Annotated in this window: 15 protein-coding genes; 8 read left to right on the forward strand and 7 right to left on the reverse strand. The window is 65.4% G+C overall.

All coding sequences use genetic code 11. The annotated features are described in order from the left end of the window. Nucleotides 1–47 precede the first annotated feature (47 nt). Nucleotides 48–1,718: a hypothetical protein gene (locus tag M2299_RS00065; RefSeq protein WP_280883591.1), complete on the reverse strand. Its 1,671-nt coding sequence runs from the start codon at nucleotides 1,716–1,718 to the stop codon at nucleotides 48–50. A 158-nt stretch (nucleotides 1,719–1,876) separates the two neighbouring features. Here M2299_RS00065 and M2299_RS00070 point away from each other — a divergent pair, with 158 nt between their 5' ends. Next, nucleotides 1,877–2,257, forward strand: coding sequence for a VOC family protein (locus M2299_RS00070; protein WP_280883592.1), 381 nt, complete (start codon nucleotides 1,877–1,879; stop codon nucleotides 2,255–2,257). Between the two features lie 201 nt (nucleotides 2,258–2,458). Next, nucleotides 2,459–4,438 (forward strand): choline BCCT transporter BetT, encoded by a 1,980-nt coding sequence (gene betT / locus M2299_RS00075; RefSeq protein WP_280883593.1) that lies wholly within the window; start codon nucleotides 2,459–2,461, stop codon nucleotides 4,436–4,438. 69 nt (nucleotides 4,439–4,507) lie between these two features. On the opposite strand, the gene M2299_RS00080 is transcribed toward betT, so the two are convergent. Beyond that, on the reverse strand, nucleotides 4,508–7,129 hold the full coding sequence (locus M2299_RS00080) for a TonB-dependent receptor (protein WP_099842734.1): 2,622 nt from the start codon (nucleotides 7,127–7,129) through the stop codon (nucleotides 4,508–4,510). A gap of 220 nt (nucleotides 7,130–7,349) precedes the next feature. Then, a complete protein-coding gene (locus M2299_RS00085; protein WP_032975309.1) occupies nucleotides 7,350–8,327 on the reverse strand; it encodes a zinc-binding dehydrogenase in 978 nt (325 codons plus the stop codon). A gap of 482 nt (nucleotides 8,328–8,809) precedes the next feature. Between M2299_RS00085 and M2299_RS00090 the strand changes: the two genes are divergently transcribed. The 4 genes from M2299_RS00090 to M2299_RS00105 all read left to right on the forward strand — a co-directional run bounded on the left by M2299_RS00090 (nucleotide 8,810) and on the right by M2299_RS00105 (nucleotide 13,082). Then, a complete protein-coding gene (locus M2299_RS00090) occupies nucleotides 8,810–11,137 on the forward strand; it encodes a ribonucleoside-diphosphate reductase subunit alpha (RefSeq protein WP_243378228.1) in 2,328 nt (775 codons plus the stop codon). Nucleotides 11,138–11,250: 113 nt separating this feature from the next. Beyond that, complete coding sequence (locus M2299_RS00095) at nucleotides 11,251–12,291, forward strand: ribonucleotide-diphosphate reductase subunit beta (RefSeq protein WP_080148588.1); 1,041 nt, start codon at nucleotides 11,251–11,253, stop codon at nucleotides 12,289–12,291. A gap of 13 nt (nucleotides 12,292–12,304) precedes the next feature. Beyond that, nucleotides 12,305–12,784, forward strand: a complete 480-nt coding sequence (locus tag M2299_RS00100; RefSeq protein ID WP_223486338.1) for a flavodoxin — start codon at nucleotides 12,305–12,307, stop codon at nucleotides 12,782–12,784. Next, the gene (locus M2299_RS00105; RefSeq protein WP_032975313.1) at nucleotides 12,756–13,082 is read left to right on the forward strand and encodes a thioredoxin family protein; all 327 of its coding nucleotides are present in this window, start codon (nucleotides 12,756–12,758) and stop codon (nucleotides 13,080–13,082) included. Before M2299_RS00100 ends, M2299_RS00105 begins: the two co-directional genes overlap by 29 nt. 93 nt (nucleotides 13,083–13,175) lie before the next feature. Here the strand turns inward: M2299_RS00105 and M2299_RS00110 are convergent, their stop codons facing one another. After that, nucleotides 13,176–14,507, reverse strand: coding sequence for an Nramp family divalent metal transporter (locus M2299_RS00110; RefSeq protein WP_025878570.1), 1,332 nt, complete (start codon nucleotides 14,505–14,507; stop codon nucleotides 13,176–13,178). Between the two features lie 117 nt (nucleotides 14,508–14,624). Between M2299_RS00110 and mntR the strand changes: the two genes are divergently transcribed. Next, entirely contained in the window at nucleotides 14,625–15,101 is a 477-nt protein-coding gene (gene mntR / locus M2299_RS00115) for a manganese-binding transcriptional regulator MntR (RefSeq protein WP_025878571.1), read from the forward strand. A gap of 62 nt (nucleotides 15,102–15,163) precedes the next feature. Here mntR and M2299_RS00120 read toward each other — a convergent pair whose 3' ends face one another. The 3 genes from M2299_RS00120 to fabR all read right to left on the reverse strand — a co-directional run bounded on the left by M2299_RS00120 (nucleotide 15,164) and on the right by fabR (nucleotide 18,714). Further along, nucleotides 15,164–15,712 (reverse strand): thioredoxin-like domain-containing protein, encoded by a 549-nt coding sequence (locus M2299_RS00120; RefSeq protein WP_099842724.1) that lies wholly within the window; start codon nucleotides 15,710–15,712, stop codon nucleotides 15,164–15,166. Continuing rightward, complete coding sequence (locus M2299_RS00125; RefSeq protein ID WP_280883594.1) at nucleotides 15,702–17,861, reverse strand: TonB-dependent receptor; 2,160 nt, start codon at nucleotides 17,859–17,861, stop codon at nucleotides 15,702–15,704. Before M2299_RS00125 ends, M2299_RS00120 begins: the two co-directional genes overlap by 11 nt. A gap of 196 nt (nucleotides 17,862–18,057) precedes the next feature. After that, the gene (fabR, locus tag M2299_RS00130) at nucleotides 18,058–18,714 is read right to left on the reverse strand and encodes an HTH-type transcriptional repressor FabR (protein WP_025878574.1); all 657 of its coding nucleotides are present in this window, start codon (nucleotides 18,712–18,714) and stop codon (nucleotides 18,058–18,060) included. Between the two features lie 92 nt (nucleotides 18,715–18,806). On the opposite strand from fabR, the gene M2299_RS00135 reads away from it, so the two are divergent. Continuing rightward, nucleotides 18,807–19,877 (forward strand): ferredoxin reductase, encoded by a 1,071-nt coding sequence (locus M2299_RS00135; protein ID WP_238379082.1) that lies wholly within the window; start codon nucleotides 18,807–18,809, stop codon nucleotides 19,875–19,877. Nucleotides 19,878–19,890: the final 13 nt, after the last annotated feature.

The raw sequence follows: 19,890 nt of genomic DNA on the forward strand, positions 1-19,890 counted from the left end.
TCGTTTCAGCTCCATGGCGCAGTTGCGGTGGAATTCATCCACCCACTTCAGTCAACGTTACGGGCGGATTCCAGCTGGCCCGCAGGATGATCGCCCGTCATCGCGGCACTAATCAGGCGCGCCCGTTTGGTCCGTGGATTGTCATCGACGTATTGAGTGCACGCTTCCTGGAAAGCCTTCGCTGCCTCGAGATCAGGATGTTCGCAATTGGGGATGATGTTCGCGCACCTGTTTAGCATCGCGGGTACGACATAACGCATATCCGCAGCATCCATGGATCCCAGCTGTTCAACGAAAGAAGACCGGGTAGTTGAGAGTTTCAGGACTGGTGCGTATGCGAACCCTCCGGTAGCCAGGGCGTGCATCCTATCGTCTTTCACTGCTGGCCTTGTTGAGGCCCCTTCCGGAGGTGGGTGCTGCAGGGACGCCAGGACGTTGAGGATCGCCGGGTGGTAGTTCTGCGAGGTGAATTCGCGGGGTTGCCGTTCCAGCGTGGTTCTGAAAGTGGACAGGGCCGGTGAGGCGGATTGCAGCACTTCCGGGCCTCCGATCAGTTCCAGCGTCTGCAGGATGTGGCTGAGAAGATGCGGATCACCGAAACTGGCCGATTCCGTGCACAATTCCAGACAATAATCCAGCGCTTCCTCGTCGCTCCAGTCGATGTCCCAGAAGTAATCGTTTCGAACCGCGATGGATTCGAATTGCAGCTCGCTGACACGCTCGGTCGTGCACCTTCTGTCCAGCACCGATGCTATGCGCTCGCTGGGCATGGCGCCAGTACGAAGAAAGAGATCTATGCTGTCGATGAATTCGTTATCGGGGTCGATGAGCAGAGTGCTGCAAGCGCTTCTGAATTGATCATGCTGCTTGATGCTGCCGGTCCGGTCGGGAGCGATCTTGGCCATCACCCCTTGCTGCCCCAATGCGTGAAGATTGGCGCCCATCATCAGTATGAATGATGCAAGGAATTCCCGAAGCGGCTTGCCTTGTGAATACTTCTTTTCGCTCAGCCAATCAATTTCCAGTGCGATCCGCCTGATCGCCCTGATATTGGTGATGCCGCAGCCAGTGATCAGGGGGGTAATCATCCCAGCCAGATGATGACCGGGAAGTGCGATGGCCGTGGACTCCTGCGGGGTTGGAGAGTAGAACAACTCCCGGTCAATTATCTTCTCGCGGATCTGCATCCACTTCGAGTGATCTGTCAGCCGCTCGCTGTTCATTATTAGGATGACTCGGCAAGCGCTGAGTTCCATCAGCTCGTCGATGAAGCCAGCGACTTCGTCGATATCCAGATCAGGATGCTTTCGTTCAAGGTCATCGAGAACGATCACCTTTCCGCGGACAGCGCTCCTGAAGGCGATCAACGCAAGATCATTGGCAATGGCCGCTCCGGAATAGAGCTTTTCAATGGCTGCACCATAGACATCGCGATCGGCTTTCGTTCTTCTCGCCAGCCAACCGCGGATCCCTCCCTGCTCAGCGACGATGTTGTCGAGCAGGGTCAGTTTCAGGTTGTTGATGCTCTTGACGCTGAAGAGCGAGGCAAATGCCGCTTCCCGCCTGTTCGCTTTGAGCGTCGAACGAACGCAGTGTGTCTTCCCTGTCCCCCATGGTCCCGACACAGACATCGCACGAACAGATTTGCTGAGCAGAGCCGCTCTCAATTGATCGGCCAACTGTGAATACGCCTCGGTGCTGATCAGTACGCTATCCACTTGGGCCTCCGTGCCGTCTGTCTGTCATTTGTCGATGGTTTGTAACGTCCAAGATTATCAGCATTTGTTGGGCCGGCTACGCTCGGTCATGCCCGCCTGCCATTGCGACAGAAGGCGGGCTGGCCGACACTCGGACTTTCCCGCAACGGAGTGCCCGCATGTTCAGTCACGTCACCGTCGGAACCAACGACATGGCGGCTTCCCGCCGCTTCTACGATGCCTTGTTCACTGCCATCGGCGGTCGTGCAGGCGTGTTCGATGACGAGGGCAAGCTGGTCTATATCAAGGATGGACGGATGTTCATGGTCATCCCGCCCATCGATGGCGAGGCGGCGTGCCATGCCAACGGCGGCACCATCGGCTTTGCGCTGGCAGACCCGCAGGCGGTGCATGCCTGGCAGGAAGCGGGGGTCGCCCACGGCGGTACCGCGGTGGAAGACCCGGCCGGCGTGCGGCACAAGGCCGAGCGCCAGTTGTACCTGGCCTACCTGCGTGATCGCGACGGCAACAAGCTGTGCGCCGTGCATGTGATGGGTTGAATCGTCGGTGCCGGACGCGGCGTGTCGTAATCGGACCAAAGTGACAACGCCGCCCGGCACGCCCGCCGGTCTGCAGGCGCGCGCGTAGCACGGAAATCCAGCCGATGGTGCCTGCGCGATGCCACGACTTCATCCTGTGTCCACTGCGATTCAGCCAGAATCCGGCGGCTTACTCTTTGATCGATCCGGAGATGGCTGCCCATGGAAGCACTGGAGCCTCAACATCAGCCGGTGCGAACCCTGCGGCCCGTCTTCGCCTTCGCGGCGATCGTAGTCGTTGCCTTCGCACTGTTCGTCAGCCTGTATCCGATCGGCGCCGGTCGCCTGCTGGTCAAGGCGCAGGACTGGGCCGCGCTCAACGTCGGCTGGTACTACCTGCTGGCGATGACCCTGTACCTGGTGTTCGTGGTCGGCGTGGCGCTGTCCAAGTACGGCGGCATCAAGCTCGGTGCCGACCATGACGAACCGGAGTTCAGCTACCTCTCCTGGGCCGGCATGCTGTTCGCAGCAGGCATCAGCATCACCCTGTTCTTCTTCTGCGTTTCCGAGCCGCTGACCCACTACCTGCAGCCGCCGCAGGGTGATCCGGCCGCGGGCGAGGCCGGTGCGCGCCAGGCCATGCAGCTGCTGTTCCTGCACTGGGGCCTGCACGGCTGGGGCGTGTTCGCGCTGGCGGCGATGGCGATGGCCTATTTCGCCTACCGGCACAACCTGCCACTGGCGCTGCGCTCGGCGCTGTATCCATTGATCGGCAAGCGCATCAACGGCCCCATCGGCTATACCGTCGACGCCCTGGGCATCGTCGCCACCGTGTTCGGCATCGGCGCGGACATGGGCTTTGGCGTGCTGCATCTCAACGCTGGGCTGTCGCACCTGTTCAACGTGCCGCACTCGAACATGGTGCAGATCCTGCTGGTGGTGGCGATGATGGGCGCGGCGGTCGCAGTGGCCGTGTCCGGCGTGGAGAAGGGCGTGCGCTGGATGGCCAACATCAACATGCTGCTGGCGATCGCGCTGGTGCTGTTCATGCTGTGCGCCGGCCCCACCCAGTACCTGCTCAGCACGCTGATGCAGAACCTGGGCGACTACCTGGGAAGCGTGGTGGGCAAGAGTTTCGACGTATACGCCTATGGCGGCCGGCCGGAATGGCTGGGCGGCTGGACGGTGTTCTACTGGGCCTGGTGGATCGGCTGGGCGCCGTTCGTCGGCCTGTTCATCGCGCGCATCTCGCGCGGCCGCACCATCCGCGAGTTCGTGTTCGGCGTATTGCTGATCCCGCTCGGCTTCACCCTGGCGTGGCTGTCGATCTTCGGCAACAGCGCGCTGGACCAGGTGCTGCACCATGACCAGCAGCAGTTGGCGCAGCTGGCGGTGGATGACCCACCGACGGTGCTGTATGCGTTGCTGGATGGCTACCCGTGGAGCAAGGTGGTGATCGGGGTGACCGTGCTGGTCAGCTTCATCTTCTTCGTGACGTCGGCCGATTCCGGGGCGGTGGTGCTGTCCACGCTGTCCTCGCATGGCGGTGCGCCGGAGGACGATGGCCCGCGCTGGCTGCGCGTGTTCTGGGGCACGGTGATCGCGGTGCTGACCGCCGGCCTGCTGCTGGCCGGCAGCATCGATGCGCTGAAATCAGCAGTGGTGCTCGCCTCTTTGCCGTTCTCGGCGGTGCTGCTGTTGATGATGTGGGGCCTGACCCGTGCCTTCAGTGACGAGTCGCACCGCAAGCGCGCGCAGCAGTTCAGGCCATCGCCGCTGATCGGCGATGACCGCCACCACCAGGGCTGGCGCCAGCGCCTGACCCAGGCCATGCACTTCCCGGTACGCGACCAGGTGTACCGCTTCATGGACGACACGGTGAAGCCGGCGATGGAGGCGGTGGCCGAGCAGCTGCGCGAGCAGGGCTGGGACGTGCAGACGCGGTTCGAAGCGGGCGACATGGAGCTGTCGGTCAACCACGGCGAGCAACAGGACTTCCAGTACCGGGTGATCCTCAGTGGCTACCTGACCCCGTCCTTCGCCGCGCAGCAGCTGCGCAACCAGCGCTACTACCGCGCCGAAGTGCATCTGTACGAGGGTAGCCAGGACTACGACCTGGTCGGCTACAGCCGCAAGCAGATCATCAACGACATCATCAGCCAGTACGAACGGCACCTGCAGTTCCTGCACCTGAGCCGTTGATGCAGCCACGCCGGGCATGGCCCTTGCCTTTGGAGGGTGCGGACCGTTGGTCCGCACCCTCCTGTTCAATCAGAACCGGTAGCGCGCGCCCAGCGAAACGAACTGCCCGCGCAGGTTGTACTGGCTGATGTCGAAGCCGTTGGAACCGCCGGCCGGATCGAACGGCGGGTCCTTGTCGGTCAGGTTCAGCACCGACAGCGACAGCGTGGTCTTCGGAATGCCTTCATAGGCCACGTACAGGTCCAGCTGGTGGTATGGCTTGACCCGATCGCGCAGGCCCGGATTGCTGGTGGCCGTGGCTACGCGCTGGTCATAGCCGCTCACGTACTGCAGGCTCAGCGTGCTGCTCCAGTCGCCCACCGCCCAGTTCAACGAAGTGGTGCCGCGGGTGCGTGGCAGCGCGCCATGGCGGTTGTTGCCGGCGCCGTCATATGGCGCCTGGCCGGCCACCAGCGGCTGCTTGAAGCTGAGCAGGTGGGTCCAGCTGCCGGCCACGGTGAAGTTGCCCCAGCCGTCGGTACGGAAGGTACGGTTGGCTTCCAGGTCGATGCCCGAGGTGGTCAGCTCGCCCTGGTTGGCGTACTGGTTGGTGATGATCTGGATGCGGCCCTGCGCATCGCGCTGCACGCGACCGGGGAACAGTCCCGGGTTGTCGACGATGAACTGCGCGCTGTCCGGCTTGACCAGGTTGTCCTGTTCAATGCGGTACCAGTCCAGGCCGATGCTGGAATCGGCATCGGGTGACCACACGGCGCCGACGTTGAGGTTGCGCGAGCGTTCGGCCTTCAGGTCCGGATTGCCGGTGCGCAGGTTGGTCACGCCGCGGCTGCCGCCCGGCTGCAGCGGATCGAACGGGTCGACCACCGAGCCGTAGCTGATGGTCTGCCCCGGTGCGATCTCCGGCAGCGACGGTGCACGGAAACCACGCGAGAACGAGCCACGCAGCAGCAGGCTGTCCAGTGGTTGCCAGCGCAGCGCGAACTTCGGCGAGAATGCCTTGCCGAAGTCATCGTAGTGGTCACCGCGGCCGGCCACCTGCAGCTCCAGGGTGCGATGCAGCGGCACGCTGAACTCGGCATAGGCGGCACTGACCTGGCGCTCGCCGTCGACGATGTTGATCGCCGGGCGCAGTTCAGTACCGGACAGCACCTGCGCACTGGTGCGCGCGTCCAGCGATTCCTTGCGGAATTCCGCGCCCCAGGCGAAGCCGATCGCACCCGCCGGCAGTTCCCACAACGAGGTCGATGCCTTGACGTTGAGCGAGTGCAGCTTGTACCAGCCCGGGCGCTTGGTCTGCAGGCGCAGTTCGTCCAATGCGCCCGGCGTGCTGGACGGATCGAGGAAGTTGTAGCTGCCGTCGCGCAGGATCTGCTGGAAGGCGTAGCGGTCAACGAAGTTGTCCACGTACTCGCGCTGCGCACTCTGCGAGGTCAGTGCGGCCACTTCCCAGTCCCAGCGTTCACCGGTGCCACGTACGCCGGCGAGGGCGCGGTAGAACACCTGGGTGTTGTCCTTCAGACGCGGGCCGAGATCGAAGAAGGTGTACTCGAACGGCAGTGGCGTGCTGCCCGGATTGTTCGGATGGCCGACCGGCAGGACAGCGGCGATATCGGTCAGCGTACCTGTAGCGGGATTGTAGGCACGCAGGCCCGGGCCGACCGTCAGCGGGGCGCTGAAGATCTGGTCGGCCTTGTTGTGGCTGTACAGCACGTCGGCGAAGGCTTCGACGCTGTCACTGAAGCGATAGGTCGCGCTCAACGATGCCTGCAGGCGCTCGGCGCCGGGCTGCAGGGTCTTGAACGGCTGCGCGTTGAAGGCGCAGGCCTGGCCGGGCAGGGTGCTGCCGAAGTCGCTGTAGGGACGCAGCTCGCTGCCCTCGGGGCAGGGCGAGAACGGCTGCGGTGCGCGCGGATTGGACAGCCAGTTGCCACCGGCGGTGGACCAGCCGGCGAGGCGGCCACCGGGCTTGTCGCGGAAATCGCCGTCGCGGGTGTACGCGCGCTGGTCAGCATCGAGGCGGTCGCGCTTGAGCAGGTCCAGCCCGAAAAGCACGTTCCAGCCTTGCTGCTCGAGGTCACCGAAGCCGGCCAGCAGGTTGGCCTTGCGCTCGTTCAGGCCGCCCTGGGTGGCGGTGCCGAAACCACCGCCGACTTCCACGCCCTGGAAGTCGCGACGCAGGATGATGTTGATGACGCCGGCGATGGCGTCCGAGCCGTACACCGCCGAGGCGCCATCCTTCAGCACTTCGATGCGCTCGACCGCGCTGATCGGCAGCGCATTGAGGTCGACGAAGGTGTCCTGGGTGTTGAGCGCAAAACCGAAGTTGGCCACGCGGTAGCCGTTGACCAGTACCAGCGTGTTCTTCGGTGACAGGCCGCGCAGGCCGATCGAGGCCGAGCCCGCAGCGAAGCTGCCGGTGTACTGCTCGTCGAAACTGTTGCCGGCGTTGGCCGACAGGTTGCGCAGCACGTCGGTAAGGGTGGAGCGGCCGGTCTGCAGGATCTGCTCGCGGGTGACGATCTGCACCGGATTGGGACCGGCGGTGTCGCTGCGCTTGATGTTCGAGCCGGTCACCAGCACGGTGCCGAGGGTGGTGCTGTCCTTGCCGGTGTCGGCGGTTTCAGCAGCGCCGGCGGTGCCAGCGACGAGGGCCAGCGCGACCGCGCTGGAAAGCAGGGTGGTGCGATACATGGAAGCGACTACGCCAAACGGTGGAGGAGCCGTCAGTACCGCACGCGGGTGAGTGCACCTTCCAATGACGAAAGCGCATTCAGTTATACATCACAGGTTCTTAACGAAAGTCGGCGGCCTCGGTGCGGCAGACCATCCCGGTGGGTGCGGACCGTTGGTCCGCACGCTCCTGCAGGGTCAGAGCCCTTTCCTTTCGGAAAGGGATCCGACCCCGTGGGCATCACGCGCGAAGCAGCACCTTGCCATTGCGGCCCGATCCGGCGCCGGCTTTCGCCGCCTGGGCGATGTCGTCCAATGCGAAGATCTGCTCCACCGGCAGGGTCAGTTCACCCCCGGCCGCACGCTTCAGCAGTTCACCCACCAACCGCCGCTTGTCTTCCACCGCCATTGCCTGGCTGACCTTGCTGCCCCAGAAGCCCTTCACCGTGGCTTCCTTGTAGATCAGGCCGCCGGCGGGAATGCGCATCGGTTCGCCGCTCATCACACCGAAAGAGACCAGGGTGCCGTGGTGGCCGAGCAGGTCGACCAGGTCGCCGCTGGCATCGCCACCGATGGAATCGACTGCAGCAGCGGCCTGCGCTTGCCCGGTGGCTTCGCGCACGCGGTCCTTCCAGCCGTCCACCGAGGTATCGAATACGTGATCGATGCCCAGTGCCTGCAGTTGCGCCACGGCCTCGGCATTGCGCACCAGGTTGGCCACGTGCACGCCGCGCGCCTTTGCGAGCATCGCCAGCGATTTGCCGACGGCACCGTTGGCGGTGTTCTGCACGATCCACTGGCCCTGCTCGACGTGCAGGAATTCCAGCAGCATCAACGCGCTCAGCGGCATGGCGATCAGCTGTGCGGCCATTTCATCGGCGATCGCGTCCGGCATCGGGATCACCATCCGCGCCGGTGCGATGAACGCCTCGGCCCATGTGCCGTGCACGGAGGCGGCGGCAACCCGCTGGCCGATCTGCAGGCCGTCGACGCCTTCGCCGAGCGCATCGACCACGCCCAGTGCTTCGCTGCCGCCGATCGCCGGCAGCGTCGGCTTGTAGCCATACAGGCCACGCACGGTCAGCAGATCGTGGTTGTGGATCGAGGCCAGCACGGTGCGGATGCGTACTTCGCCGGGACCGGGTTCGGGCAGGGGGGCATCGGCAACGGCGAGGACCTGGGCTGGATCGCCGAAGGAGGAGTACAGGGCAGCGCGCATGGGCGGTATTCCAATGAAAGTTGACGTTGTATCGAACTGGGGATGCGCCCGGCGTCGACAAGGTCGCGCACGTGCAACACGGCATCCTGCGACCGATGGTCGCGTTGGCGCGCGATCACCGCATCTTGTGTTGACGGCTCGAATTATCCCCACTATGTTGTGGCCGTCACTCCCGGTCAGCCGCCGCCGCCGGACATGCAGCAAACGTCCCGCGGCCCGCCCCTGAAGGCTTGCCGTGTCGACGCGGCCGCCATCGTGCGGACGCAGGTCGCCCCCACGGCCCGGATACCGGCCGCAGGCGCAGGCAGATGCCGACGACCTGTGTTCCCGCCCCTTGGCACTTCACCCGTTCGCCCCGTGCGCCGGTATCGCGTGCAGGGCCGCCATGGCATCGGGCGCCGATGCGCGCACGAGCCTGGAGTTCCACCACCATGACCGACAGTACCTTCCGCGTGGCCGACCTGGCCGGCGCCGGCGACGCCATGCGCGCCAGCGGCGAGCGCGTGCCGACCTGGATCACCAAGGAGGCCGGCAATCGTCGCCTGCCGTTCGATGCGGCGCGCCTGCTGCGCAGCATCGACACCATCCACGCCGAGCTGCCGCAGCTGGATGTGGCCGACTATCGCCGCGTGGTGCTGGCGATGGTCGAACGCAAGCCCAGCATCAGTGCCGATGATCTGGTGGATCTGCTGATCCGCGAAGCGGAATCGCGCGTCGACCTTGTCGCGCCGCAGTGGGAGCAGTTCGCTGCACGCCTGTACCTGCGCCGGCTGTACAAGCGCGCCAGCCGCAACCGCTTCTACGATGTCAGCCTGAAGTACGGCTCCTTCGTGGGCCTGCAGGAAAGCCTGGCCGACCGCGGCATCTACAGCAATGACATCCTGCGCTGCTATTCGAAGGAAGAGCTGCAGCAGGCCGGCGAGATGATCGACCCCGAGCGCGATCGTCTGTTCGCCTACAACGGGCTGTACCTGCTGGCCACGCGCTACCTGGCTACCGATCGCAGCCGCGAGGTGTATGAGCTGCCGCAGGAACGTTGGCTGACCATTGCCCTGTACCTGATGCAGAACGAGGGCGGGGCTGGTGAGAGCGGCCGCGTGCGCCGCATGCAGCTGGTGGGCGAGGCGTACTGGGCGTTGTCCAACCTGTACATGACCGTGGCCACGCCGACCCTGGCCAATGCCGGCAAGGTCGGCGGCCAGCTGTCGAGCTGCTTCATCGACACGGTGGACGACAGCCTGCAGGGCATCTATGACTCCAACACCGATATCGCCCGCGTGTCCAAGCACGGTGGTGGTGTGGGTGCGTACCTGGGGTACGTGCGCAGCAGTGGCGCGCCGATCCGCGGCGTGCCCAACTCGTCCGGCGGCGTGGTGCCGTGGATCAAGCAGCTCAACAACACGGCAGTGTCGGTCGACCAGCTCGGCCAGCGCAAGGGTGCAGTGGCGGTGTACCTGGACATCTGGCACCGCGACATCGAGGCGTTCATGGACCTGCGCCTGAACAACGGCGACCAGCGCCTGCGTGCGCATGATGTGTTCACCGCCATCTGCGTGCCGGACCTGTTCATGGAGGCCGTCGAGCGCCGTGCCGACTGGTACCTGTTCGATCCGCACGAGGTGAAGCAGGCCAAGGGCTGGTACCTGCAGGATTTCTACGACGAGAAGCGAGGGCAGGGCAGTTTCCGCGACCGCTACGCCGAGCTGGTGGCCGACGAGCGCATCAGCCGTCGCACGGTGAAGGCGATCGACCTGTTCAAGCGGATCATGCTCAGCCAGCTGGAAACCGGCAACCCGTTCCTGTTCTACCGCGACGAAGTGAACCGGAAGAACCCGAACAAGCATGCGGGCATGGTCTATTCCAGCAACCTGTGCACCGAGATCCTGCAGAACATGAGCCCGACGCGGATGATCCAGGAGATCGTCAGCGGCGACCAGATCGTCACCACCCGCCGCGCGGGCGACTTCGTGGTCTGCAACCTGTCGTCGATCAACCTTGGCCGTGCCATCACCGCCCCCGAGGATCTGCTGGCCAAGGATGTGCTGGAACGGTTGATTCCGATCCAGGTGCGCATGCTCGACAACGTGATCGATCTCAATGCGCTGCCGGTGCCGCAGGCCACCATCACCAACCGCAAGTACCGCGCCATCGGCCTGGGCACGTTCGGCTGGCACCACCTGCTGGCACAGCAGGCGATCCATTGGGAATCGCCCGAAGCCGAGGAACTGTCCGATCGCCTGTTCGAGCGCATCAACTTCCTGACCATCCAGGCCAGCGCGCAGCTGGCCAAGGAGAAGGGCAGCTATCCGATGTTCGCCGGCAGCGACTGGCACAACGGCAACTATTTCCGTGACCGCGATTACAGTGGCGCGGCCTGGGACAGTCTTGCGCGCGAGGTGGCCACCAACGGCCTGCGCAATGGCTGGCTGCTGGCGGTGGCGCCGAACATGAGCACCGCGCAGATCGCCGGCTCCACCGCGTCGATCGATCCGATCTACAGCGCGTTCTACTACGAGGAAAAGAAGGACTTCCGGCGGCCGGTGGCCGCGCCTGGCCTGTCGCTGGACACCTGGCCGTACTACGAGAAGGGTGCCTACAAGGTCGACCAGTTCGCCAGCGTGCGGCAGAACGCACGCCGCCAGCGCCATGTGGACCAGTCGATCAGCTTCAACCTGTACGTGCCCAGCACGATCCGCGCCAGCACCCTGCTGGAGCTGCACCTGAGTGCCTGGCGGGAAGGGTTGAAGACCACCTACTACGTGCGCTCCAACGACATCGACATCAGCGAGTGCGAGTGGTGCTCAAGCTGATCGCTGCGCTCCAACCGCGGTAGCGCCGGGCCATGCCCGGCGAGCGCACCGCGCGGCCACCGCACCTTACCTTCCGCCGGGCATGGCCCGGCGCTACCTCTGCAGGAAAGACCATGGCAACACCCCTGGACCGCATCAAGATCCTCGAACCGCGCCACCCCAACCGCAGCACCGGCATCATCAACGGCCGCACCAGCGGCATCCTGAACTGGAACGACATTCCGTACCCGTCGTTCTATCGCGCCTACAAGGAGCTGTCGACCAACTTCTGGATCCCCGACGAGGTGGACATGAAGGTGGATGCACGCCAGTACGGCGAGCTCAACGCGCGCGAGAAGAACGCCTACGATTCCATCATCGGCCTGCTGGCCACGCTGGATTCGCCGCAGACGCGCTTCATCTACAACGTCGCCGAGTACATCACCGATCCGGCCGCGCACGCCAACGCGGCGATCATCGGCCAGCAGGAGGTGATCCACAACGAGAGCTACAGCTACGTGCTGGCCTCGATCACCGACCTGCCCAACCAGAACCGCATCTTCGAGATCGCCCGCACCCATCCCACCATCATCAAGCGCAACGCGCCGATCATGGGGGCCTATGACGATTTCATGGGCGAGAAGACTGCCGAAACCTTGCTGAAGTCGTTGATCCAGTCCTCGATCCTGGAAGGCATCAACTTCTATTCCGGTTTCGCGTACTTCTACAACATGGTGCGGCAGAACCGCATGAACGGCACCGGCAAGATCATCAGCTTCATCAACCGTGATGAGCTGGCCCACACCAAGTTCATCAGCGAGCTGATCCGCGCCATCATCGGCGAGAACCCGGAACTGCAGACCAACGAGCTGACCGCCTACGTGCACCAGTCGTTCGAACACGCCATTGAACTGGAAACCCAGTGGTCGGCGGAGGTGCTGGATGGCATCGATGGCATCGACGTGGACGAGATGGTGCGCTACGTGAAGTACCGCGCCAACAAGATGGCCGGCATGCTCGGCATCGAGCGCCTGTACAGCGACACCACCGACAACGTGATGCCGTGGATCAAGGCCTACGCCGACAACTTCACCGAGACCAAGACCGACTTCTTCGAGATGCGCAATGCAAGCTACAAGAAGACCAACGTCGACAACGGCTTCGACGACCTCTGAGCGCGGCCCGGCGCTGCGCATCCTGATCGTGGTGGCGTCGCTCAGCGGCAACACCCGTGAGCTCGGCCGCCACATCGCCGCGCGTTGCCGGGCCGCAGGCCACGCCGTGCACTGGCAGGACGCCGACGACCTGCGCCAGGCCCCGCCGTTGCCGGTGGACGAGGCCGACCTGGTGCTGCTGGGCTGCTGGACCGACAACGCCGGGCGCACACCGTCGGAGATGAAGGCCTGGGTGGCAGGCATCGCCGAGCGCGGCCAGCGGCCGCGGCAGGTGGCGGTGTTCGGCACCGGTGAAACGCAGTGGGGGCAGGAGTACTACTGCGGTGCGGTGCACCGGCTGATCCGCTATTTCCACAGTGGCTACCCGCCGCTGGAGATCGAACAGATGCCACATGGCCGGCGGCATGCCGCGGCCATCGATACCTGGACCGAAGCGGTCCTGGATCACTACTGGAGTACCACCGATGCAGATCATCGACGCCACCACGCCTGAGCAGTTCCAGCAGTTGCTGGCCGACCATCCACGCGTGCTGGTGGACTTCCACAAGGACCAATGCCCGGGCTGCCGGATGCTGGACATGTCGCTGCAGCGGGTCGCCAGCGGCACTGCAGGGCAGGGCACGACCCTGCTGCGGGTGCAGCTGGAGGTGGTGGGCGAGGCGTTCTTCCGCGAGCTGGGCCTGCGGCAGACCCCTACGTTGTCGCTGTTCCTGGACGGTGACGAGCGCATGCGCATGCCGGGTTTCCAGTCGCCGCAGCAGATCGAAGCGGCCATCGCGGAGTTCCTGTAGCGCCGGTCATGCCACATCCACGCGTGGCGTGGATCTACTGCAGGTCGCCAGCGGTAGCGCCGGGCCATGCCCGGCGGATTCCCACCGCGCGGATCAACCGGCTGCGAACGTATCCACCAGCAGCTTCACGTTCAGCACCACGATCACCAGCGCGATCACCCAGGCAATGCCGCCCAGCCAGCGCGGTGCCACCAGCGCACCCATCGTCACTTTGTCGGTCACGATGCGTACCAGCGGGATGATCGCGAAGGGCAGCTGCATGGACAGCACCACCTGGCTCAGCACCAGCAGCTTCACCGCGCCCTGGTCGCCGAACAGCATGATGACCACCACCACCGGAATGATCGCCAGCGCGCGGGTGATCAGCCGCCGCAGCCACGGCGGCAGGCGCAGGCGCAGGAACCCTTCCATCACGATCTGCCCGGCCAGTGTCGCGGTCACCGTGGAGTTCAGGCCGGAGGCGAGCAGTGCCACCGCGAACAATGTCGAGGCCAGGCCGACGCCCAGCATCGGTGCCAGCAACTGGTGCGCCTGCTCGATGTCTTCCACGTCGAAGCGGCCGTTGGCATGGAATACCGCCGCCGCCAGGATCAGGATGCTGGCGTTGATGAACAGCGCCAGGGTCAAGGCAAAGGTGCTGTCGGTCACCGCCCAGCGCAGCGCGCTGCGACGGCCTTCATCGGTGCGTGGATAGGCACGGGTCTGCACGATGGAAGAATGCAGGTACAGGTTGTGCGGCATCACCGTGGCACCGATGATGCCGATGGCGATGTACAGCGCATGCGGATCGGTGACCACCTGCGCGCGCGGAATGAAACCGCCCAGCACCTGCATCACCGGCGGCGCGGCCAGCGCGATCTGCACCATGAAGCAGCCGAAGATCACCAGCAGCAGTGCGATCACGAAGGCTTCCAGCGCGCGGAAACCGCGGTTCATCAACAGCAGCACCAGCAGCGTGTCCAGCGCGGTGATCACCGCGCCCCACAGCAGCGGCAGATCGAACAACAGTTTCAGCGCGATGGCCGTGCCGATCACTTCGGCCAGGTCGCAGGCGATGATCGCCGCTTCGCACAACGCCCACAGCGCCAGGTTCACCGGCTTGGGGTAGCGCGCACGGCAGGCCTGCGCCAGGTCCATGCCGGTGGCGATGCCCAGCCGTGCCGACAGCGCCTGCAGGATCACCGCCATCAGGTTGGAGATCAGGATGACCGACAGCAGCAGATAGCCGAAGCGTGAGCCACCTGCGAGATCGGTCGCCCAGTTGCCCGGATCCATGTAACCCACCGACACCATGTAGCCGGGGCCCAGGAAGGCCAGCAGCCGGAACCACCAATGGCCCTTTTCGGGTACGGCGATCGACGCGTTGAGCGCACCCAGGCTGGCCGCGGTGGAGGCCGGAGAGTCGGTGGGCGCGACAGTGTTCATGGCTGCCAATATAGCCACTGCTATATCGCATAGCAATGTGAAACAATCGTCTTTACTGCGTCACTGGTCCAGAATTCAGGTTCGCACCCGGATGACAACTGCAGGACAGGCACACGCGTGGGCAAGACGGACGATTCGACATCGCTGAAAAGCACCCCCTTGATCGAGGCCGAGCGCCAGGTCGAGAGCTTCCGGCAAGTGCGCGAGGCACACCGGATGGAGCTGGTGGAGGATTATGTCGAGCTGATCTCCGACCTGCTGGCCGACGGCGGCGAGGCCCGCCAGGTCGACATCGCCACCCGCCTCGGTGTGGCCCAGCCGACCGTGGCGAAGATGCTGCGCCGGCTGGCCCGCGATGGCTGGGTGGTGCAGCGCCCGTACCGCGGCGTGTTCCTGACCCCGGAGGGCGAGGCGCTGGCCCATGCCAGCCGCCAGCGCCACCAGACCGTGGAGCGCTTCCTGCTGGCGCTGGGCGTGGACCCGGATACCGCGCGACGTGATGCCGAGGGCATCGAGCACCACGTCAGCGAACAGACGCTGGCGCTGTTCGACGCATTCGTGCGCAAGGCCGAGGGCGGTTCCGCCGAACGGTAGCGCCGGGCCATGCCCGGCGGGCGCGTTGCCGCCTCACGCATTTCGCCGGGCATGGCCCGGCGCTACCGGGGTTGAGCGCCGTCATCGGGGCAGTGCGCCTGCTGTTGCGCACATGCCTGCTTCCACCATTCCTGCAGTACCGGTTGCAGCCCGCGGTAATGGCGCCCCTGCCAACCATTGGCCAGCACCGCGCCCTGCGCATCGATCAGCACCAGGTTGGGCGGGGCCGGGCCCGCCAATGCCTGCAGCGCTGGCATGCGCTGCGCACGACGCGGGTCCAGCACCGGCCACGGCATCTGCTGCAGGTGCATGTAGCGCCGCAACGCCGCCTCGCTTTCATCCAGGCTGACATACACCACTTCGGTATCGGCGCCGGCCTCGCGCAGCGCGTCACGCACGCCGCGCAGGGTCGGCACGAAAGCGTGGCAGGGCGCGCACCAGTCGGCGCCGAAGTACAGCGCGATCAGCGTTGGCGGTGGCGACCACTGCATCGGGCGCAGGGCACGTGGCTCGGGCCGCATCAGCGAGGCGGAGACCTGCGCATGCAGGTCGGCAGCCACTGCCGGCCATGCCAGTGCCAGCAACAGCGCGGGCAGCCAGCTAGAACGCATAGCGCAGGTTGACGTACCACGAGCGGGCGAAGCGAGGACCGTACACGTAATCGCTGTCGCGCAGCGCGCCGCTTTCCAGATCCTTCTGCCGCTGGTCGAACACGTTCTTGACCCCCGCCGCCACCGACACTTCCTGCTGTGCCTGCGCACCCAGATGGCGATGCCAGCGCGCGCCGAGGTCGGTGACCAGGAAGGCGCGGGTGCGATGCAGCTCGGCCAGCCGGTTGTTGAGCACCGGCATCGATCCGGTGTGGCGCAGCGCCAGGAACGTCTCCCAGGGCTCGGCCGGCATCCAGCTGAGTTGGGCCAGGCCGGTCCAGCGCGGGGTTTTCAGATAGTCGCGGCTGTCGATGACGGTGTCGCCGCCGTCGGCGGTGTCGTCGAAGATGCGCTGCGGCTCGCGGAACTGCGAGCGGTACCACGATGCGCCGGCAGTCAACCGCCACTGCGGGGAGGGCTGCCAGCCGAGGTTGGTTTCCACGCCCAGCACGTTCGAGCCGGAGGCGTTGTAGCGCAGCTGCGTCAGCTGGCCATCATCGCCGCGCTGGATCTCGCCCAGCGCGAAGGTATCGCGGATGCGTGCGTAGGACGCGGTGGCATCCCAGCTCCATACCGGGTCGGCCGGGTCGGAGCGCCAGTCGAACCCGAACAGGGTGGTCAGCGCGCGCTCCTCCTTCAGGCCACGGGTGTTGCGCACGCGCACCTGCTCGCCGCCGAGGGTATCGACGTGGACATCCTCGACGAAGATTTCCGGCGCACGGAAGCCGGTGGCGATGCCCGTTCGCCATTTCAGCCGTGGCGTGGCCTGCCAGGCCAGGGCGATACGCGGTGAGAACACGGCGCTGTCCAGTTCCGAACTCTTGTCCACGCGCGCGCCCAGCACCAGGTCGACGTCCTCGCGTACGCTCCATTCGTCCTGCACGAACGCGCCGAGGTTGTGGAAGGTTGCATCCTCGAGCACGGCCAGGCGCTGGCCGGCACCATCGCGATTGTCGTCACGCAGGCCCTCATGCTTGTACTGAACGCCGAACGCCAGCGTGTGTGCACCCAGCCGCCAGTTCAACTGGCTGTCGATGTAGTGCAGCGGGTTGTGGGTGCGCCCGTACTGGCGCCATGAGCGTGATGCGGGGCTGCCCGGTACGTTCGGGTCCAGTTGCGAAGGATCGTAGCCGGGTGCGGACGGATCGGTGACCACGTCGCCGAGTCCGCCATAGAAACTGTCGCGGTCGATGTCGGCGAAGGCATAGGCCAGGCGGAAGTCGACGTCGCCGCTCACCTCCTGGTCCCATGACAGGCTGCCGCGGCGGTAGTTCGTGTCCAGCGATTCGGCGATGTTGGCCAGGTGTTCGGGCTGGTCCAGGCGGTTGCCACCGCGACGGCTCTCATCGGTCACCTGCAGGTCCAACCGCAGGCGCGTGCCCGGAGTGGGCGCATACCAGGCCTGCAGGCCACCGACCTTGAGGTTCTTGCGGGTGATCTCGGTATAGCCGTCGCCGTTGTAGTCGATGCCGCTGTTCCAGTTGCGCTGGGCGATCACCGACAGTCCCGCGTCGGCCTCGCTGGCGACCAGATCCAGACGCACGTCGGCGTTCTTCTGCGGCGTGCCCTTCAGAACATCCACGCCCGCCTGCACATGGCCGCCGCTGCGTGCCGGCAGCGGCGGAACCAGATTGATGACACCGGCTACGGCGCCCGGCCCGTACAGCGCCGAACCACCGCCCTTGACCACTTCGATGCGGTCGACGAAGCCGGCGGGAATCTGTTCCAGCCCATACACACTGCCCAGCGTGGACAACAGTGGAATGCCATCGAACAGCAGCTGGTTGTAGGCACCGGGAAGGCCCAGCAGCTGCACTTCGCTGGTGTTGCAGTTCTGGCAGTTGCTCTCCACCCGCAGGCCGTTGATCAGCTCGACCGCGCGGGAGAAGTCGGTGGCCGCGCGCAGGGCGATGTCCTCCTTGCGCAGTACCTCGGTGCGGATCGGCACGTCCGACAGCAGGCGTTCGCTGCGGGTGGCCGTGCTGACTTTCACCTGCACGCGGTCCAGCTCGGTAGGCGAAGGCGGTGCGGCGAATGCGGTCACCGGCAGGGCGGCGGCAATACCGGCAGCCAGCGGCAGCCGGCGGAGAAGGGAGGCAGCAATGCGCATGAGGGCGTCGTCCTTGGGAAGGGAGGGCGGCGAGGGCGACCTGGCTGGCGCACATGAAAGCAGATGGTCATCAACATAGCAATTGCTATATTGGGGTCTCGGCGCGTGCGTGAACCGTGGCCTTTACTCGAACGTAAATGTTATAACATTACACAATGCGCACACGTGTGTGCCGGTGGTCATGCACCGGAAGCGGTCAGCCGCGGCGGAAGGCGGCGGGAGTGCGCGCGCCGACGATGATCATGCGGATCATCGTGGAGATCTGTTCGACCAGTTCCGGATCGTTCTCAGGGGGCTGGTCCATGGCCGAAGCGCCCATCGCAAACACCAGCCGGGTGATTGCCATCGACACCAGTTCCGGCTTGTACAGCACCGCGCCATCCAGTGCGGCCAGGCGCACCAGGTCATGCTGCAGTTCTTCTTCGAAGTAGTGCAGTTCGCGTTCGACCGCGTGCTTGAAATCGTCCGAGCCGACCGCGCCTTCGCGCAGCAGTACGTGCAGCAGCTTGTCGTCGGCACGCAGCTGTTCCATGAAGGTTTCCACCGACACGCGCACCACGCTGGTGGCGCTGGACGTAGCGCGCTGGCGGGCTTCGCCGATGATGGTGCGCAACGAGCGCCCAGCCACGTCGATCAAGGCGACGGCCAGTTCGTCCATGTCGCGGAACTGGCGGTAGAAGCTGTTGGGTGCGATGCCCGCCTCGCGCGCGACTTCGCGCAGGCTGAGGGTGGACAGGCTGCGATGCGGGCCGATCAGTTTCAACGCGGCGGCCAGCAGATCTTCGCGGCTCACCGTACGGCGGGCCGGGCTGCTGGCATCTTCAGGCGGAGACAGAACGGTGGCGGCGGCCATGGTACTTCCGGAGGGGCAAGGCTGAATCATACCCAATCCGGCGCAATATACACATGTATACACAGCTGTGTGTGCGGCCGTATAGTGCATCCATGAGCGCTGTCGTCCGTCCTTCCCTGTTTTCCCCGTACCGCTGGCTGTCGCCGTCGCTGTTCGACTTCTGGGCGGGCCAGCTGAATCCGTTGTGGACCCTGCGTGAGCCGATGGCCCGCCTGGTACGGCGCGAGCCGGCCGGCGAGGGCGCCGCTACCCTGGTCCTGCGCTGCAACCGGCACTGGGCCGGGATGCGCGCCGGCCAGCACGTCACCCTGGGCGTCGAGCTTGAGGGGCGTGTATTGCGCCGCAGCTACAGCCCGACCCGCCTGGGCCGTCGTGAGCTGGCCATTACCGTCAAGGCGGTGGAAGGCGGCAAGGTCAGCCAGCATCTGGTAGCGCATGCCAAGCCAGGCGACCTGTTCCGGCTGGATGCGGCCTTCGGTGATTTCCACATGCCCGCCGCAGCGCCGGTGCTTCTGCTGGCGGCCGGCAGCGGCATCACGCCCATGCGCAGCCTGCTGCGCGACGCCTGCCAGCGCCCGCTGGCGGCGCCGGTCGACCTGTTCTACTGGGAGCGCAGCGCCGCGGCGTTCCAGTTCCGTGATGAACTGCAGGCGCTGGCCGCAGCGAACCCGAACCTTCGCGTGCATCTGCTGACCACCCGCGAAGGCGAGGTGCCGGCCGCGCGCATCGACAGCCACGCGTTGGCCGTTGCCGGTGACGACACCCCGCTGGCGCAGCGCCATGTGCTGGCCTGTGGCCCGGATGGCTTCGTTGCCGCTGCGCGCACGCGGCTGGCGCAGCAGGTGGCCGGTTTCCAGGCTGAAGCCTTTACGCCGCCTGCGGCACTCAGTGATGCCGACAGCCTGGGTGAGGTCGCATTGACCCTGGCCCGCAGCGGCCGGCGGCTGATCGTGCCGCGTGGCCGCTCGCTGCTGGAGAGCCTGGAAGCGCAGGGCATCGCGCCCAAGCACGGCTGCCGCATGGGCATCTGCAACAGCTGTACCTGTGAACGCGTCAGTGGCACCACCCGCCACCTGCGCACCGGCGATACCCAGTCCGAAACGGCCGTGCCGGTGCGGATCTGCGTGAGCGCGCCGACCACCGACCTGACCCTGGATCTCTGAGGACTCCGCTGCC

The organism is Stenotrophomonas sp. 1278, from assembly GCF_029892765.1.
GTDB lineage: Bacteria > Pseudomonadota > Gammaproteobacteria > Xanthomonadales > Xanthomonadaceae > Stenotrophomonas > Stenotrophomonas indicatrix.

Coding starts and splice junctions, on each gene's coding strand:
- M2299_RS00070 (WP_280883592.1), top strand. CDS start 1,877: ATGTTCAGTCACGTCACCGTCGGAACCAACGACATGGCGGCTTCCCGC.
- betT (WP_280883593.1), top strand. CDS start 2,459: ATGGAAGCACTGGAGCCTCAACATCAGCCGGTGCGAACCCTGCGGCCC.
- M2299_RS00080 (WP_099842734.1), bottom strand. CDS start 7,129: ATGTATCGCACCACCCTGCTTTCCAGCGCGGTCGCGCTGGCCCTCGTC.
- M2299_RS00085 (WP_032975309.1), bottom strand. CDS start 8,327: ATGCGCGCTGCCCTGTACTCCTCCTTCGGCGATCCAGCCCAGGTCCTC.
- M2299_RS00090 (WP_243378228.1), top strand. CDS start 8,810: ATGCGCGCCAGCGGCGAGCGCGTGCCGACCTGGATCACCAAGGAGGCC.
- M2299_RS00095 (WP_080148588.1), top strand. CDS start 11,251: ATGGCAACACCCCTGGACCGCATCAAGATCCTCGAACCGCGCCACCCC.
- M2299_RS00105 (WP_032975313.1), top strand. CDS start 12,756: ATGCAGATCATCGACGCCACCACGCCTGAGCAGTTCCAGCAGTTGCTG.
- M2299_RS00110 (WP_025878570.1), bottom strand. CDS start 14,507: ATGAACACTGTCGCGCCCACCGACTCTCCGGCCTCCACCGCGGCCAGC.
- M2299_RS00120 (WP_099842724.1), bottom strand. CDS start 15,712: ATGCGTTCTAGCTGGCTGCCCGCGCTGTTGCTGGCACTGGCATGGCCG.
- M2299_RS00125 (WP_280883594.1), bottom strand. CDS start 17,861: ATGCGCATTGCTGCCTCCCTTCTCCGCCGGCTGCCGCTGGCTGCCGGT.
- fabR (WP_025878574.1), bottom strand. CDS start 18,714: ATGGCCGCCGCCACCGTTCTGTCTCCGCCTGAAGATGCCAGCAGCCCG.
- M2299_RS00135 (WP_238379082.1), top strand. CDS start 18,807: ATGAGCGCTGTCGTCCGTCCTTCCCTGTTTTCCCCGTACCGCTGGCTG.